We start from the raw sequence: 16,628 nt of genomic DNA, 5'->3' as shown, positions 1-16,628 counted from the left end.
TTTTTTGTTACAGGTAGGCGCCCAGGTTGATGTCGGTTATTGGGGCCGCGGATGGGCCCGTCGGGCGCTGCTCGGCCTTTTGGGTGCTTACGCGTTCGAGCAAGAAGGGACGCACGAGCTCCTGACGGTTAATGTCCTCGGTGGCTGTGACCGTGGTGACGGTACGCGCGGCGGAGCCGATGCGGACTCGTTTGGTCTTGGCGGCGGGCTTGTCCCCGATCTGCTCCATGAGGAGCTGCACACCCTTGCGGCCAATTTCGTAGCCCGGCGGCGCCACAGTGGTAAGGGGAACCGACCCGCTCCATGCAAGGGGGTTGCCGTCGCAGCCGGCCACGCGGACCTGCTCGGGGACGGAGATGCCTTTGTCGGTCAGCGCCGAGATAGCGCCCGAGGCCAATACGTCGGTCAGACCGATGACAAAATCGGGACGCTCGTCAGCAGGGCGCTCGGCAATCTGGGCACCGATACTGTAGCCGTCGGCTGCGGTATTCCACTCTCCGGCGTCGATGACCTCAATTTTGATATCGGGATACAGGGCAAGGGCCTTGTGAATGCCAAGTACGCGCAGGGTGAGCTGCATGAATGCCGCTCTGCCCACAACGGTGATATGACGTGCGCCGCGGGCGATGGCGAGCTCGGCGATAATACGCCCCTGTGCCTCGTTGTCGGCGGCCACGTAGTAACCGGGCTCGGAGCAATGGATGTCCAGATGGACGATCGGCACGGGCATCTTGGTCATAGCGGGGTGCCAATCGGGAGATGCCATGGGCTGCACCATGACGCCGGACATCTGCGTGCCCATAAAATAGCGCAGGTAATGGTCCTCGAGAATGTTGTCGTTATCGGCGTTGGCGATGAGCAGGTCGTAACCGTGCTTGCGGGCCTCGTTATGGGCACCGCTGGCAATTTGGAGCGAGAAGCCGTGGTCAAGGCGGGGGAGGACCAAGCCAAAGGACTTGGTGGTGCCGCCTGCAAGCTGACGGGCGCTTTGATTGGGCAGGTAGCCAAGGCGATTGATGGTCTCGTTGATGAGCTTGAGGGTCTCGGGGCGCAGCTTGTCGGGGTGGTTGAGCGCGTTGGATACCGTGCCCAGCGAGACCCCCGCCTCGCGCGCGACGTCGCTGATTTTTACCTTTGCCATACCGGCCCCTTTGATGCGTTTCAAGTACAAGGCAGATTGTAGCATCCCAAACCTGCCAAAAAGGGACAGGTTTATTTTGGCAGGTTTTATCTGGGCAAACGCCGTTGCCGGCGCGACCACCGCGAAGGGGGCAGGCACCTTTGTGGTGGCTTGAGCTGCCCGGGCCTTCAATTGTCTCGATCTGTAACATCTGGACGGCAAAACCGGCTCTACCTGTTACAGATCGAGACATAGTGCGAGGGCCGAACCGTAATGTCTCGATCTGTAACACTAAGCCGGCTTATTGCGGCCCAGATGTTACAGATCGAGATCTTTCGCCGGGATAGGCCGCCGCCCCGGTCCAAACCACCACAAAGGTGCCTGTCCCCTTCGTGGTGGTTTGGACCGGCTGGGCATGTGTGCATCGGGTGGTATCTAAGTTAAGGTACCACTTCTGGTATATCAGCTTGCGCTTGCGTGAGTACAATACTCGAACGTTATACGTCTCAGCGCCCGTCGTGCGTGGGCGTTTTGCAGTCACGCGAACGAAGGGATTTATCCTATGTGCGGAATTGTCGGCTATACCGGCTCTGATATTGCAAAGAACATCCTGGTCACAGGCCTTAAGCGTATGGAGTATCGCGGCTATGACTCCTCGGGTGTCGCGCTCGAGGTGGGCGAGGGCGCCGCGGCGCACCTCGACGTTATCCGCCGCGTGGGTAAGGTTGCGGGCCTGGAGAGCGAGCTTTCCAATATCGATAGCGACGCAACCTGCGGTATCGGTCACACCCGCTGGGCCACCCACGGCAAGCCTTCTGTCGTTAACGCTCATCCCCACACCAGCTGCGACTGTCGTATCGCCATCGTCCACAACGGCATTATCGAGAACTTCGCCGAGCTGCGCGAGGAGCTGGAGGGCCGCGGCCATCACTTTAAGAGCGAGACCGATACGGAGGTCTTCGCGCATCTGATCGAAGAGGCCTATGCCGAGACGCACGACCTGATGGCCTCCGTGCGCGAGGCTTGCACCCACGTGGTAGGCGCCTATGGCTTGGCCGCCGTGTGCGCCGACGAGCCTGGCGTGATTGCCGTTGCCCGCAAGGACTCCCCGATCGTGGTCGGCGTGGGCGAGACCGGTTCCTACGTTGCCTCCGACGTCATCGCGCTCATCGACGCCACCCGCGATGTCGTGGTACTCGAGGACGGTCAGTTTGCCAAGCTTACGCCTGCGGGCGTTGAGTACACCGACGAGGCCGGCAATGTCAGCGAGCCCAAGGTCACCCATATCGACTGGGACTTGGACATGGCCGAAAAGGGCGGTTATCCCGACTTTATGCTCAAGGAGATCCACGAGCAGCCGCGCGTCGTGCGCGATACCCTGGTGGGCCGCATGACTCCTGCCGGTGAGCTCGATATCGACGAGCTGGGCCTTTCGCTCGAGGAGCTCAACGATATCGATCGCGTGTATGTGATTGCCTGCGGCACCAGCTACCATGCCGGACTCATCGCCAAGAACCTTATTGAGGGCTGGGCTCGCATCCCCACCGAGGTTGAGGCGGCCAGCGAGTTTCGCTACCGCAACCCCATCATCACGCCGACGACGCTTGTCGTGGCCGTGTCCCAGTCGGGTGAGACGGCCGACACCCTTGCCGCCATTCGCGATGCGCGCATCAAGGGCGCCAAGGTCTTTGGCATCACCAACGTGGTGGGCAGCCCGGTGGCGCGCGAGAGCGACGGCGTTATCTACACCAAGGCCAACAAGGAGATCGCAGTCGCCTCGACCAAGAGCTTCATCGGTCAGGTCGTGAGCCTCACGCTTTTGGCCCTGCTGCTGGCGCAGGTCAAATACCGCCTGACCACCAAACAGACGCGCTTGCTGTTCCGCGAGCTATCCGATACGGCCGAGCAGATCCAGTGGATTTTGGATACGCAGACTGAGGCCGTGCACGAGGCTGCGCTTGTCTGCAAGGACGCTCAGTCCGCACTGTTCGTGGGTCGCGGCATGGGCGCCGCCATTTCCTACGAGGGCGCGCTCAAGCTCAAGGAGGTCAGCTACCTGCACGCCGAGGCATATGCCGCCGGCGAGATGAAGCATGGTCCCATCGCGCTGATCGATCCGGGCTTCCCCGTCATCGCCGTGGCAACCAAGAGCGCCACCTACGACAAGACCGTGTCGAACCTCATGGAGTGCAAGGCACGCGGCGCCAAGGTCATCGTCGTTGCCACCGAGGGCGACGAGGAAATTAACAAGATCGCCGACTGCATCATTCGCGTGCCGGCCGTTCGCGACGTGTTCAGCCCCATCACGGCGAGCGTTCCGCTGCAGCTGCTCGCCCGCGAGGTGGCCATCCTGCGCGGCTGTGACGTTGACCAGCCTCGTAACCTGGCGAAAAGCGTGACCGTGGAGTAGTTGGTTCCGCCGTTCTAGCGACCAAGGCCCGGTTCCGTTGTGGCGGAGTCGGGCCTTTTGCGTTTGGCCAGATAAAACCTGCCAAAATAAACCTGTCCCTTTTTGGCAGGTTAGCGGAGCTTGCTGGTTTCGAAGTACTCGGGATACTGGTCCAGGATCTCGGTCTGGTTGCGGAACATCATGTGCAGGTGCTTGCTCACCAAAAAGCGTGCCTCGATGGGGTCGCGTCCGGCAATGGCGCGGCGGATCTGCTTGTGCTCGTTAACAATCTCCTGCTTGTCGAGCGTCTGCGTGGCGGCGCGCAGCCAGCGGAAGCGCTCCAGGTCGGCATTGGTCTCCTCGAGCCACGACCATACGGTGCTGCGGCATGCGATGCTAAAGATCAAGCGATGCATGAGGTTGTCGCTCAAAAAGAAGCCGATGCGATCCTCTTCGGCCATTGCCTTTTCCTGCAGCGCGATGGATCGGTCGAGCTGCTCGATGCCTGCCGAGGTGGCACGCGCGCAGCACTCTACGATCACCTGCTTTTCCAAGTGCTCGCGAATGTAGCAGGCACTCTCGGCAAGGGTAAGGTTGATGGGCGAGACATAGGTGCCGCTCTGGGGTACGGTGCGCACCAAGCCCTCTTGCGCCAGACGCACCAACGCTTCGCGCACAGGAGTGCGCCCCATATCCAGGTCGTCGCAAAGCTGTTTAACGCCCAGCTTTTCGCCCGGTTTGTAGTCCAGATAGACGATCTTGCGTCGAATGGTGTGGTAGGACTGGTCCTGTAGGCTCGTTTCTTGCTCGCCGATGTGCATCGATTCTTCCATAGCGCCTCGCAAACGTTCTTCCACACTCATATGTCAGTTGTTTATTATGCCGCGAATCAGTTCACTGCGGTGGAAATTCAATCGTCGTCCGATAACTTTTGCGATATCTTTGCCTGCGTTTGTACGGGATTGCGCCTAGCGTTGCCGTATCATAAGCGGTCGCAAACGTGAAAGAGAAAGAAGGAATCCCATATGCAACTGGCGAATATCGTACGCGAGCGCTGGAAGGGTGTCTTGTTCTGCCTGATCATCGCTATCCCCGCGACGTTGCTCGGCAAACAAATTGAGGTGGTCGGCGGGCCGGTATTTGCCATCCTCTTTGGCATGGTCCTGGCGCTCGTCTTTCCCAAGAATCGCCGCGAACAGCTCGCCGCCGGTGTCACCTATACGTCTAAAAAAGTCTTGCAGTACGCGGTTATCCTGCTTGGCTTTGGCATGAACCTGTCCCAGATCCTGTCCAAGGGCGCCTAGTCGCTGCCGATTATCGTGGCGACGATCTCGACCTCGCTTGTCATCGCCTTCGTGCTCTGCCGCGTTATGAACGTGCCGAGCAAGATCGCGACGCTTGTGGGCGTGGGCTCGTCGATTTGCGGCGGTTCTGCCATCGCTGCGACCGCGCCCGTCATCGATGCCGACGATCGCGAGATTGCCCAGGCTATTTCGGTCATCTTCCTGTTTAACGTTATCGCGGCGCTCGTGTTTCCAACGCTCGGCGGTATGCTCGGGCTGACCAACGAGGGCTTTGGCCTGTTTGCCGGCACCGCCATCAACGACACCTCGTCCGTAACGGCTGCGGCGAGCGCTTGGGACAGCATGCATCCCGGCGCCAATGTGCTCGAGAGCGCCACGGTGGTCAAGCTCACCAGGACGCTGGCCATTATTCCCATCACGTTGGTTCTCGCATGCTGGCAGATGCATCTGGCGCGCAAGGCCGGCGGCGACGCCAAAAGCACGTTCTCGCTTAAACGCGCGTTTCCCATGTTCGTGCTGTTCTTTGTGCTGGCGAGCGTAATCACCACGGTGCTTCAGCTTCCCGCGTCCATTACGACGCCCATCAAGGAGCTTTCGAAGTTCTTTATCGTGATGGCCATGGCGGCTATTGGCTTTAATACCGATATCGTTGAGCTGGTCAAAAAGGGCGGCAAGCCCATCGCGCTGGGCTTTTGCTGTTGGATTGGCATTGCGTGCATGAGCTTGGGAATGCAGCACGTGCTGGGAATCTGGTAGAGAAGTAGCCAGTTTGCGTGTTGGCTGCTGGTGAGCGCATTCTCACGGTGGAGCGATAGGAGCTCTTGCGGGTATGGCTTGTCCGCAGGTTTATAAGTCCCGAAGAGCTCTTATCGCCCCGCCAGGATGGCGATGCGGGGCAACACCTATACTCGCAGGACGGCGCTTTCTGCCCTATAGTGTTTGGTGAGCAATATCGTTCAATTCTGAAACACTCGGTCGTGCGACCGTCGGCGGTTGCATGTCGCCGCGGACAGGGGCAAATCATGGATAGCGATGCCAAGCTGAACATCTTGACCGAGGCCCTGGCTGCTGCTGGGGCCTCGGCATTGGCAATCGATGCGCGTGGGGACGTCGCGATCTCGACCATGAATGACGCGGCGCTTGAGCGGGGTGTGGCGACTTTTGTCGCTGAGCGCCTCGACCGTTTAGGAGACGGCGCGCGTCTGGTTATGGGGCATGCGGGTACGCGCCTGAGCCTGACCGTTCGCCCCACCGACAAAGAGGGCGGGGGCCTTTGGGTCGTCGTGGTCCGCGAGGTGCGCGGCGCCGCGGCGCATGCGGGCATCGAGTGGCTCAACGCCGACGAAGTTGAGGCCCGCTACGAATCGAGCGCGTACGGCATCGTTGAAGGCGCCGCTGCGGTAGCCGCACCGGTTGCCGAGAGCTATGCGCGCGGGGTGCCCCTTATGCTCGAGGGCGAGTTGGGCGCGGGTCAGGTCGAGATTGCCATGCGCCTCTATCTGGATGGCCCTTTTGCCGATCAACCCTTTGTTTCCGTCGCGCTCGATGAGCTCACCGAGCGCGGTTGGCGCCACGTGCTCAAAAGCGCCGAATCGCCGTTGTTCCAAACGGGGCTGACCCTTTGCATTGAGGGCTGGAACGCGGTTGGCCCCCAGCGCCTCCGCGAGCTCGTTTCCACGATGACCGACACCGCGTTGGCGACGCGCTGCCATGTGGTGCTGACGGCGAATGACATGCCGGGCGGCGGCGAAAGTGATCAAGCCGCCTTTGTGACCGAGCGTTTCGCCTGTGCGGTGAGCGTGGCGCCGGCAATCGCCGAGCAGGGAGCCGCGTCGACGAAGGTTGCGCGCTATTTGGAATATCTCGCCGATGCATTTGGGACGGCAGCGCCCACGCTGTCTGCCGCGGCGACGAAGACGCTCGATGCTTACCGCTGGCCGCGCAATTATCTGCAGCTCCGCGAGGTCTCGGAACGACTGTATATATTGGTGGGGGCGGGCACGGTGGACCGCGCTGTGGTGGAGGAAGTGCTCGCCCAAGAGGACGTGATTAAGACCGCAACCTTTGGCGCCCCGACACTCGAAAGTGACCTGTATATCCTGCGACCGCTGGCCGATACCGAGCGAGATATCGCGCATCTGGTTGTAGATCATCTACACGGCAACCGAACCCGTGCGGCGGAGGTGCTGGGCATAAGCCGTACAACGCTGTGGCGCTTGCTGAAGGACGATGACCGTTGAGCGAGGCGCCCGTGACCGCGCGCGACGCGTGTGCTACAGTCCAAAGCGTTATTGTTTCGATTTGGTTACGGCGTGCGAGGGCATATGGCTGAGACTTCAAAACCGAGCCGCAGAAGACGGAGCGCCGCGCCGGTTAACCGACGCACGACATCGGTGACATGGGGCAAACACGCCTCGGGGTTTGATGGCTCGTTCAAGCGCACTAAATATGGCTATCCTTCGGCAAGCGCTCGCTTGGCCATGCAGGCCGAGTCGTCGCTGTGGGGCCGCAAGCGCGTGGTGGGCTCAAAGCTCAAGCACGACGGAACGCTCGGCTACATCAGCCGCGGGGCGGCTCGCCGCAGCGGGCTCAATCCCGCCGGCTGGCATCGCTACGTTCCGATCGCGGTCGTCGTTGCAGTGATCGTCATCGCGCTCGCGGCGCTCGGATATGCCGGCGGTGGCGCAAACTTGGACGCAGTGTTTAAATCGCCCGAGCTCGCGCATGCAGGCACAGAAGTTGTCGAGGGCGCTCAGGTCCAAACGGGCGTCGTGCCCCAGCGCGGTATCGTCGCGGCGGCCTCCACCATCGCCGATGCGCAAAAGGACGAGGACGAACAAAGCAGCGAAGCCGAAACGACTCACACGAACGAAACGACGACAACGGCGACGTCAATATAAGTTGCGAGTGGGGTAGCTAAAATAGCCCCGTCCAAAATTAGCTACCCCCGCTGACGCTCCTGGGTTACCTTACGTAGACCACGTTGTCGCGGCGCGGCTTTGCCTCGGGTAGCGTATCCTCGGCATAGCCCAGAATGCAGTGACCGACGCCGCGTAGGCTACCGTCGGCGGGCAGACCCCAGCTTGCCAGCAGTTCCAAGCCCTCGGGCAAATCGAAAACCTCGTGGGCGCGATGAATCCAGCACGAATCAACGCCCAGTGCATAGGCGGCGTTGAGCAAGTTGCCCATGGCAAGCGAGCCGTCTTCCAGATGTGTGGGCACGCTGCGGTCGACCAGTACCACCACAACGGTCTTGGCGCCATAGAAGGGGTCGCCGTTGCTGCCCATGACCTGGGCGTTGAGCTGTGAGAGGCGCTCGACGGTCGCGGGGTCGGTGACGGCGACAAATGTCACCGGCTGGCGGCCCATGCCGCTCGGTGCATATTGGCCGGCTTCGATAATACGTGCAAGCTTTTCGGCCTCGACGGGACGATCGCTGTATTTGCGGCAGCTGCGGCGGTGAATGAGCGCTTCGATAGTCTCCATGGTGTCTCCTTGTGGTGGCGTTGCAGATGCCACGTTCATACCCGTCGGGCTCAAACGATAGACGGTCAATTGCCCGGCCAAAAGGATAGATTCCAATTGGGAAAGTAGGTTTGCATAAAAGTACCTTCAGAATGTGACAAACCAATGGGTTGGTTAAACGTTTTATCCCGTCTACCCTGCGGTTTTTTACCACTTGCCTAAATGACGAACGCATAACCTCTGATAAAGGTTTTACTAAAGGAGTACCAACGTTTATCAACGCGCCGTGGTGGCGCCGGGCCAGGAGGTAACTATCATGTTCCAGGCTGGAGATGTCATCGAGACCGATTTCGAAGGATTTCTGAAGCTGCTGCGTTCCAAGACGCGCGCTTTCGTGTCGATCAACGATCACGAGTACTACATCACGCACACCGATGGCTATTGGCGTGTTCAGGATTGCGAGGCCCTCAACGACAAGGGCCACTTTACTGACTGCTCCGAGCTGGTCAACACGGTCTGCGAGGTCGTCGAGCTGCCGTGGATTGCCGGCAAGAGCCTGCATGATAGCTTCTCGGGCGCTACGGTCTATGAGGCCGTCGCCGCTTAACAGGCAATAAAACCCGATTTTCACGTGACCGCCGGCGCTGCCCCCGCGCCGGCGGTCTTTTTCTGCCGATAGGCCATAAAAGTGCAAACATTTGCGGAGCGCCTGTTGACGATAGTCAAAACTCGGACTAATCTAGAGATACAAAATTGGTCAAAAATCGGACAATCGAATGGTGGGATAGATGAATAGTGCGGTTACGCTGGTCGACTTCGACCGGTTGCTCAATGGACTCGACCATATCTATTCGGAGTTCTCGCGCGCCTGCGGTCTTTCGGATTGTGCTTACTGGATGCTCGTCGATACCAGCACGGCGGGCGGCAGCGTCGCCGTGAGCCGTCTGACAAGCGAATGGTTCTACAGCAAACAGACCATCAACTCGGCAATTAAAACCTTGAAGGCGCGGGGTTTCGCCACGCTGGAGTTTGCCGAAGGCAGTCGCAAGAACAAGGTTGTGTGCCTGACCAAAGAGGGTAGGCAATTTGCTGAGCGCTATGCGTTGCCGGCACTTAAGGCCGAACAGCGAGCATTTTGCGCGCTTGAGCCGTGTGAGCAACGCGAGATTATGCGCTTGATCGGCAAATTCTCCCAGGTGCTCGATGAGGAGTGCGAGACATTTAAGCAGCAGGTGGCAGCTGCAAGCCAGACGCAGGATCAATGTGAGGGGGAGTCGTGCGACTGTTAATGAGGTTTCTGAAGCCCTATCGAGGGCTTGTCGCAGTGACGCTGCTGGTGCTGCTGGTTGATAACGTCGGCACGCTGTTGGTTCCCACGATGCTGGCGAACATGGTCAACACCGGTATCACCACGGGTGATGTCGACTACATTTTGCGCAATGGCCTCTACATGCTTATCGCGACCGGCATGGCCAGCGGCGGCGCGGTGCTGGGCTGCTATCTTTCGGCGCGCTTGGCCGCCAACGTGGCCTGCGATATCCGCAATGCCGTGTACGACAAGTCGCTCGAGCTCGCGGCCAGCGACTTTGAGCGCTTTGGCACCGGATCGATGATCACGCGCTCGCTCAACGACATCAACGTGATTCAGCAGGCGATTCTGCAGACCATTCAGCTGGTGCTGCCCGTGCCGTTTTTGGCCGTGGCGGGCATCATCTTCGCCTGGTTTATCGATCCTGCCATGGGCACGCTTCTGGGCGTCGTGGTTGCGATTGTGCTGGTGGCGGCGGTCTTTACGGTTGCCAACGCGGCTCCGATCTTTATGCGCTTGCAGAGCTTTATCGACCGCATGAACGTGGTGCTGCGCGAAAACATCGTGGGCGTGCGCGTCATCCGTGCGTTTAACAAGGAGCGTCACGAGGAGCGGCGCCTGGACGAGGTGTTCAGCGACTACGCCGCCAACGCCATCAAAGTCAACCACCTGTTTGTGGGCCTCGACAGCTCAAGCTTCTTTTTGATGAACATCGCCGAGGTAGCGGTGCTGTGGGTTGGCGGCAACCGCGTGGGCGCCCACGCCATGCAGATCGCGAGCATCTCGGCGGTGCTGGAATATGCGCTCCTGATCCTGTTCTTTGTGATGATGGCGCAGATGGTGGTGCTGACACTCCCGCGCGCCGCCGCATGTCTGAACCGCGCGCAGCAGGTGTTGGAGATTGAGCCGAGTATCGTGGATGGCGAACGCACGCTCGACGCGAGCACGTCCGACTCAAAGGACGAATCGGATGCGGTCGCCGTGTTCGATCACATGTCGTTTCGTTTTGACGATGCCGACGAGGACACGCTGTGCGATCTGAACTTTACCTGTCGCCGCGGCCAGACGACCGCGATCGTGGGCTCGACGGGATCGGGCAAGTCGACGGTGGCAAAGCTTCTGCTGCGCTTCCACGATGCCACCAAGGGCGCCATTCGCCTGGGCGGCGTCGATCTGCGCGAGCTTTCGCAAGACGAGATTCGCGGGCGCATCGCCTATGTGCCGCAGAAGGCATGGCTGTTCTCGGGCACGGTGGCAAGTAATCTGCGCTTTGGCAACGAAGACGCGACCGAGGCCGACATGCTTCATGCGCTTGAGGTTGCCCAGAGCACCTTTGTGCTCGATCAGCCGCAGGGACTCGATACCCCGGTGGCCCAGGGCGGTACGAACTTCTCGGGTGGTCAGCGCCAGCGCCTGGCCATTGCTCGCGCGCTCATGAAGCGCGCCGACCTGTATATCTTCGACGACAGTTTTTCGGCCCTGGACTTTAAGACCGATGCGGCCCTGCGCCATGCGCTGCAGGACGAGACGCGCGACGCCGCGGTGCTTATCATCGCGCAGCGCATCTCGACGATTCTGCACGCCGACCAGATTGTCGTGCTCAAGGATGGCGAGGTCGTGGGCTTGGGCACGCATGGCGAGCTTATGGAAACCTGTGAGGTATACCGCGCCATCGCGGAGTCGCAGATGAAGGGAGGTGAGTAGCATGACCGAGGAGCTCAAGAAGTGCAGCGATGCTATCGATTCGAACGATTCGGACGCCGCTGAGAAAACGGTCGACCAGGCTGCCGCGGTGCTCGAGCTGGATGACGCCATCAAGGCGGCCGAGCGCGAGGCCCGCCGCCAGGCGCTCTACGAGGAAAACGAGCGCGCCGAGGACGAGCGCGCCCGCGCCGAGGCAGAACGCATGCGCGACGTAGACGACGAAGACGAGGACGAGACGCCCCGGGATACCTGGGCGACGGTGCGCCGCTTGTGGAGCGAGGCCGCCGGCGACCATTGGCGCTTCTATATTGTGTTCGCGAGCATCGTGTTCTACGCCATCTTCAACACCGCCGCGCCAGCGTACAGCGCTCGCGTGATCGATGAGCTGTGGGGTCACATGCAGGTGGCGTTTGCCAACGACACCACTTTCAGCATTACCTGGGAACATTGCGGCAAGACCATTTTCGTCTACTTTATGATCTGGACGGCAGCCGCCTCCTTCTATGCGCTGCAGAGCTTTTTGATGTCGAGTGTGGCCGAGCGACTCAACCTGCGTCTGCGCAACCGCATCGCGCAAAAGCTCAGCCGTCTGCCGCTCGCCTACTTTGACGCGCATCGTCCCGGTGAGGTGGTCAGCCGCGCGACCAACGACCTGGACAAGATGTCCGAAAGCATGCAGCGCGGCTTGTTGCAGTTGCTGGTGTCGATCGGTACCGTGGTGGGCGCTGTGAGCATGATGTTTGTGTTCAGCGTCGAGCTCACGCTCGTCTTTTTGGGCTTTACGGCGGTGTCGCTGCTGGTGACCAAGGTAGTTTCGCGCCGCACGCATGACGTGACGGGCGAGCGCCAGGAGTGGGTGTCCAAGATTACGAGTGCGGTCGAGGAGGGCTATTCGGGCCGCCTGGTGATTCGCGCGTTCAACCGCGAGCGCCAGAGCTCTGCCGAGGTGCATGAGGCTTCGAACGAGTTGGCGCGCGTGAGCGCCAAGGCCGACTTTATGATTAACGCCGTCGGTCCCGCGGTTCGCTTTATCGGCCGTTTGGCGCAGATCGTGATCGCGCTCGTGGGTTGCAGCATGCTGGTTGCCGGTCATATGACTGTCGGCGTGTTCCAGGCGTTCTTCCAGTTTATCTACGAGGCGTCCGAGCCCATGACGCAACTCTCGTTTACCTTCAACTCGCTGCAGAGCGCGCTGGCGAGCGCGGAGCGCGTGTTCGACCTGCTCGATGAGCCCGAGATGGAGGCCGATCCGCTGCCGGACGAGGCCGCCAAGCTGCCGGGTCGCGTTGAAGGCCGCGTCGCTTTTGAGCATGTGCGCTTTGGCTATTCGCCCGACAAGCCGCTTATGCGCGACGTGTCGTTTACCGCCGAGCCGGGCCAGAAGATCGCCGTGGTGGGAACCACGGGCGCGGGTAAGACCACGCTCATCAACCTGCTCATGCGCTTCTATGAGATTGACGGCGGGCGCATTACGCTCGATGGCGTGGATACGAGTCGTATGGATCGTGGCGAGCTGCGGCGGCAGTTTGGCATGGTGTTGCAGGACGCCTGGCTGTTCGACGGAACGATTGCCGAGAATATTGCCTATGGCTACCCCGAAGCGACGCACGATGAGATCGTGGCGGCCGCACGCGCCGCGCAGGTCGACTTCTTTGTGCGCACCATGCCGCAGGGCTACGACACGCGGGTGGCCAACGATGCCGAAAGCATCAGCCAGGGCCAGCGTCAGCTGCTGACCATCGCGCGCGTGCTGCTCAACAACCCGGCGATTCTCATTCTGGACGAGGCGACGTCGAGCGTGGACACGCGCACCGAGCTCGCCATCGGCCGTGCCATGGATGCGCTCATGCGCGGGCGCACGAGCTTTGTGATCGCGCATCGTCTGTCGACGATCGTCGATGCCGACCTCATCCTGGTCATGGATCACGGCAATATCATCGAGCAGGGCACGCATAAGGAGCTGCTGGCTGCCGAGGGCGCTTATGCCGACCTCTATCTGAGCCAGTTTGCTTAATGTGGCAAAGGGACAGTCCCGCATGTCACATTGGAAACAAGGCGCGCCGGGGATGAATTCCCTGGCGCGCCTTCTTGCGTTGATGCGGGTCTGTACCGTTCGCAGCCCTAGTGCTCGTCCACGAGCTTGGCGACGAGGGCCTTGAGCTCGGCCACCTCTCGCTCGAGTTCCTTGACGCGGCGGGCATTCTCGGTGATGCCCTGGCGGTTGAGGGCGCTCTGCTCGGCGGCGTCATCGGGCATGTACTCGCGATGCTGCTTGGCATCGAAGCTTTCTTCGAACACGCGGCAGCCGTTGCGCTTGATGATGCGGCCTGGCACGCCCACGACGGTGCAGTTATCGGGCACGTCTTTGACGACGACCGAGTTGCCGCCGATCTTGACGTTGTTGCCGATGCGAATGTTGCCGAGCACCTTGGCGCCTGTGCCCACAGTGACGTTATTGCCGAGCGTTGGGTGGCGCTTACCGGTCTCGTTGCCGGTACCGCCGAGCGTGACGCCCTGGTAGAGCACGCAGTTGTCGCCCACAATGGTGGTCTCGCCGATGACGACGCCCATGGCATGGTCGATAAAGAAGTGCTTGCCGATCTGCGCGGCGGGATGAATCTCGACGCCGGTGATATGACGGGTGAGCTGCGAGAGCACGCGGGCGAGCGAGCGATGGCCGTGCTCCCAGAGCCAGTGCTCGGGCACGTGGTTCCACTTGGCATGCAGACCGGGGTACGAAAGGAAAATGACCAGGCCGTTTTGCGCAGCGGGGTCCTGCGCCTGGACGGTCTTGATGTCCTCGCGAATGGTACTGATAAAGCTCACCGGCCGCCCTCCCTTAGCGCCGCGACAATGCAATTCAATAAAGTATAGCGATTCGCTAGGGATTAGGAAGAGCAATCTTGCTCGGCTTTGCGCGACAGGTGTCAATTATGCAAACTTGCTGGTAATGAAGTCACGCTTTTGTAAGGTCGTGTGCGTTGCCGCGTCACAACCGTATACTGGTCAACTTGGACGTGTCCGCGCCCACAACTGAGAGGTTTTACTTCATGGGTTTCATCAATTTTATCGCCGAGCTGCTTAAGGATCCGCGCACTGCGATCGCCAGCTGGATCGCCGCCGGCCCGCTTATGGCCTACGGCTGCGTGTTCCTGATCATCTTTATCGAGACGGGCGTGGTGTTCTTCCCGTTCCTTCCCGGCGACTCGCTGCTGTTTGCCTCGGGTTTCTTTGCCCACAACGGCGGCTTTAACATCGTGGCTCTGCTGGCCGTCGCATGGACGGCTGCCATCTTGGGCGATCAGTGCAACTTTATGATCGGTCATTTCTTTGGCCAAAAGATCATCGCCTCGGGCAAGGTGAAGGCCATGACGCCCGAGCGAATCAAAAAGTCCGAGGACTTCCTGGACAAGTGGGGCCACCTGGCCATCTTCCTGGGTCGCTTCTTCCCGTTTATCCGCACCTTTGTGCCTTTCATCGCCGGCATGGGCGGCATGCACTGGCGCAACTTTGTCATCTTTAACGTGCTGGGCGGCATTACCTGGTCGACGGTCTTTACGCTGTTGGGCTACTTCTTTGGCGGCATCCCCTTTGTGCAGGAGCACTTTGAGCTGCTGATTATCGGCATCGTCGCCGTGTCGATCATCCCGACCGTGGTCGGTCTGGTTAAGGCTAAGCTGGGCAAAAAGAACGCGTAGCTCGAGCCAGCGCGCAAACCGTGCCGTTGAGGCCCGTCACCCTTTACGGTGGCGGGCCTTTCTGCTTCGGTCAAATGAAAATACTTTACTTAGTTAAAGAAAAGCGTTTTATCAGACGCGTACGGGGAGTACAATCTCGTGCATGCGAATCGACGTGCCATCGGCTTTGATGCCGTTCGCGTGTCCCGTCCGGCTCTACGCTCCGGGCGTGCGACGTTGCGACGCGGTCGGCTTCGGTCTTTGCGTGCGGGTTCGCGAGTATGCAACTGTGTATGTAAGGAGCGACATATGACTGTCGAGAAGAAGGATATCGATTGGGGTAGCCTCGGCTTTGGCTACATGAAAACCGATTACAGCTACGAGGCTCATTGGAAGGATGGCAAGTGGGACGAGGGCGGCCTGACCACCGACCACACCCTGCATGTTTCCGAGTGCGGCGGCATCTTCCATTACTGCCAGGAGGTCTTTGAGGGCCTGAAGGCCTACACCGCCGAGGACGGCAGCATCGTCTGCTTCCGTCCCGACATGAACGCTGAGCGTATGTATAACTCTGCCCAGCGCCTCGAGATGCCCCCGTTCCCCAAGGACAAGTTTGTCGAGGCCGTCAAGCAGGTCGTTTCTGCCAACGCCGCCTGGGTTCCGCCCTTCGGCTCCGGTGCAACCCTGTACGTGCGTCCGTTTATGATCGGCTCTGGTGACGTGATCGGCGTGGCTCCCGCTCCTGAGTACACGTTCCGCATTCTCGTGACCCCGGTCGGTCCGTACTTTAAGGGTGGCCTCAAGCCCGTCAAGCTGCGCGTTTCCGAGTACGACCGCGCCGCACCGCACGGCACCGGCAACATCAAGGCTGGCCTGAACTACGCCATGTCCCTCAAGCCCACGATGGAGGCCCATCGCGAGGGCTATGCCGAGAACCTGTATCTCGACTCTGAGTCCCGCACCTATGTCGAGGAGACCGGCGGCGCGAACGTTCTGTTCGTGAAGGAGGACGGCACGCTCGTCGTTCCGCAGTCGCACACCGACTCCATCTTGCCCTCCATCACCCGTCGTTCGCTTGTTCAGGTTGCCGAGGACCTGGGCATGACCGTTGACCAGCGTCCCGTCGAGTGGGCTGAGGTCAAGTCCGGCACCTTTGTTGAGTGCGGCCTGTGCGGCACCGCTGCCGTCATTTCCCCGGTGGGCGAGATCGACAACAAGGTCTATGGTGCCGATGAGACCGTGACCTTCCCGGCTGGCTACACCGAGATTGGCCCCGTGATGAAGAAGCTCCGCGAGACCCTGACCGGCATCCAATCTGGTGCTGTCGAGGATAAGCACGACTGGGTTTACACCGTCGCGTAAGCTGCCATAGCTGTTCGGCCCGAGGGCAACCTTCCTTTCCGGCGCGTCCTCGGACATGCAAGAACCTCCGCAGCGCACTTCGTGCGGCGGAGGTTCTTTCGTCCTGCGGAGTGCGCCGGAAAGGAAGGTTGCCCTCGGGCCTGCGTTACCTCGGCGCTGCCGTTACGAGCAATATAGATCTGAATGAAAGATGGCGCGCGGCCTTTTAGGCCGCGCTTTTGTTTAAAGGCTTTAGCCTGTGCGGGGCGCGCAGCGCGCCGCATCAGAAACCACCCGCTATGCGGGTGGGGACAACCGG

Annotated in this window: 13 protein-coding genes and 1 pseudogene; 10 read left to right on the top strand and 4 right to left on the bottom strand. The window is 60.3% G+C overall.

The genetic code is table 11. The features are described 5' to 3' along the window. Positions 1-7 precede the first annotated feature (7 nt). A complete protein-coding gene (locus ACRX4W_RS08645) occupies positions 8-1,141 on the bottom strand; it encodes a LacI family DNA-binding transcriptional regulator (protein ID WP_432300077.1) in 1,134 nt (377 codons plus the stop codon). Between the two features lie 541 nt (positions 1,142-1,682). Here ACRX4W_RS08645 and glmS point away from each other — a divergent pair. After that, entirely contained in the window at positions 1,683-3,530 is a 1,848-nt protein-coding gene (gene glmS / locus ACRX4W_RS08640) for a glutamine--fructose-6-phosphate transaminase (isomerizing) (RefSeq protein WP_432300076.1), read from the top strand. A gap of 110 nt (positions 3,531-3,640) precedes the next feature. Here glmS and ACRX4W_RS08635 read toward each other — a convergent pair whose 3' ends face one another. Beyond that, positions 3,641-4,342 carry a GntR family transcriptional regulator gene (locus tag ACRX4W_RS08635; protein WP_432300075.1) on the bottom strand — a complete coding sequence of 234 codons (702 nt, stop codon included), beginning with the start codon at positions 4,340-4,342 and terminating at the stop codon, positions 3,641-3,643. A 192-nt stretch (positions 4,343-4,534) separates the two neighbouring features. Here ACRX4W_RS08635 and ACRX4W_RS08630 point away from each other — a divergent pair. The 3 genes and pseudogenes from ACRX4W_RS08630 (at position 4,535) to ACRX4W_RS08620 (ending at position 7,713) form a co-directional block, all read left to right on the top strand. Then, a pseudogene (locus ACRX4W_RS08630) lies at positions 4,535-5,569 on the top strand (YeiH family protein). Between the two features lie 266 nt (positions 5,570-5,835). Beyond that, complete coding sequence (locus tag ACRX4W_RS08625; protein ID WP_432300073.1) at positions 5,836-7,053, top strand: helix-turn-helix domain-containing protein; 1,218 nt, start codon at positions 5,836-5,838, stop codon at positions 7,051-7,053. Between the two features lie 84 nt (positions 7,054-7,137). After that, on the top strand, positions 7,138-7,713 hold the full coding sequence (locus tag ACRX4W_RS08620) for a hypothetical protein (RefSeq protein WP_432300071.1): 576 nt from the start codon (positions 7,138-7,140) through the stop codon (positions 7,711-7,713). Between the two features lie 64 nt (positions 7,714-7,777). On the opposite strand, the gene ACRX4W_RS08615 is transcribed toward ACRX4W_RS08620, so the two are convergent. Continuing rightward, positions 7,778-8,299 (bottom strand): nitroreductase family protein, encoded by a 522-nt coding sequence (locus ACRX4W_RS08615; RefSeq protein WP_432300070.1) that lies wholly within the window; start codon positions 8,297-8,299, stop codon positions 7,778-7,780. Positions 8,300-8,594: 295 nt separating this feature from the next. On the opposite strand from ACRX4W_RS08615, the gene ACRX4W_RS08610 reads away from it, so the two are divergent. From ACRX4W_RS08610 to ACRX4W_RS08595, 4 genes are all read left to right on the top strand, one after another. Beyond that, positions 8,595-8,885: a CDP-alcohol phosphatidyltransferase gene (locus tag ACRX4W_RS08610; RefSeq protein WP_199409023.1), complete on the top strand. Its 291-nt coding sequence runs from the start codon at positions 8,595-8,597 to the stop codon at positions 8,883-8,885. Between the two features lie 181 nt (positions 8,886-9,066). Beyond that, a complete protein-coding gene (locus ACRX4W_RS08605) occupies positions 9,067-9,567 on the top strand; it encodes a MarR family winged helix-turn-helix transcriptional regulator (protein WP_117582944.1) in 501 nt (166 codons plus the stop codon). Next, positions 9,567-11,291, top strand: a complete 1,725-nt coding sequence (locus ACRX4W_RS08600) for an ABC transporter ATP-binding protein (RefSeq protein WP_432300068.1) — start codon at positions 9,567-9,569, stop codon at positions 11,289-11,291. The genes ACRX4W_RS08605 and ACRX4W_RS08600 overlap by 1 nt, the downstream gene beginning before the upstream one ends. Position 11,292: 1 nt before the next feature. Then, positions 11,293-13,305, top strand: a complete 2,013-nt coding sequence (locus tag ACRX4W_RS08595; protein WP_432300066.1) for an ABC transporter ATP-binding protein — start codon at positions 11,293-11,295, stop codon at positions 13,303-13,305. A 107-nt stretch (positions 13,306-13,412) separates the two neighbouring features. Here ACRX4W_RS08595 and cysE read toward each other — a convergent pair whose 3' ends face one another. Further along, a complete protein-coding gene (cysE, locus tag ACRX4W_RS08590; RefSeq protein ID WP_432300064.1) occupies positions 13,413-14,117 on the bottom strand; it encodes a serine O-acetyltransferase in 705 nt (234 codons plus the stop codon). A 224-nt stretch (positions 14,118-14,341) separates the two neighbouring features. On the opposite strand from cysE, the gene ACRX4W_RS08585 reads away from it, so the two are divergent. Together ACRX4W_RS08585 and ACRX4W_RS08580 are read left to right on the top strand one after the other, a co-directional pair. After that, a complete protein-coding gene (locus ACRX4W_RS08585) occupies positions 14,342-14,989 on the top strand; it encodes a DedA family protein (protein WP_117582947.1) in 648 nt (215 codons plus the stop codon). Positions 14,990-15,277: 288 nt separating this feature from the next. Beyond that, positions 15,278-16,330 carry a branched-chain amino acid aminotransferase gene (locus ACRX4W_RS08580; RefSeq protein WP_432300063.1) on the top strand — a complete coding sequence of 351 codons (1,053 nt, stop codon included), beginning with the start codon at positions 15,278-15,280 and terminating at the stop codon, positions 16,328-16,330. Positions 16,331-16,628 lie beyond the last annotated feature (298 nt).

Origin of the sequence: Collinsella aerofaciens (assembly GCF_964283865.1) — a bacterium.
Classification (GTDB): domain Bacteria; phylum Actinomycetota; class Coriobacteriia; order Coriobacteriales; family Coriobacteriaceae; genus Collinsella.
Note: the sequence above shows the minus strand (reverse complement) of the source record. Positions and strands in the feature narration are given on the sequence as shown.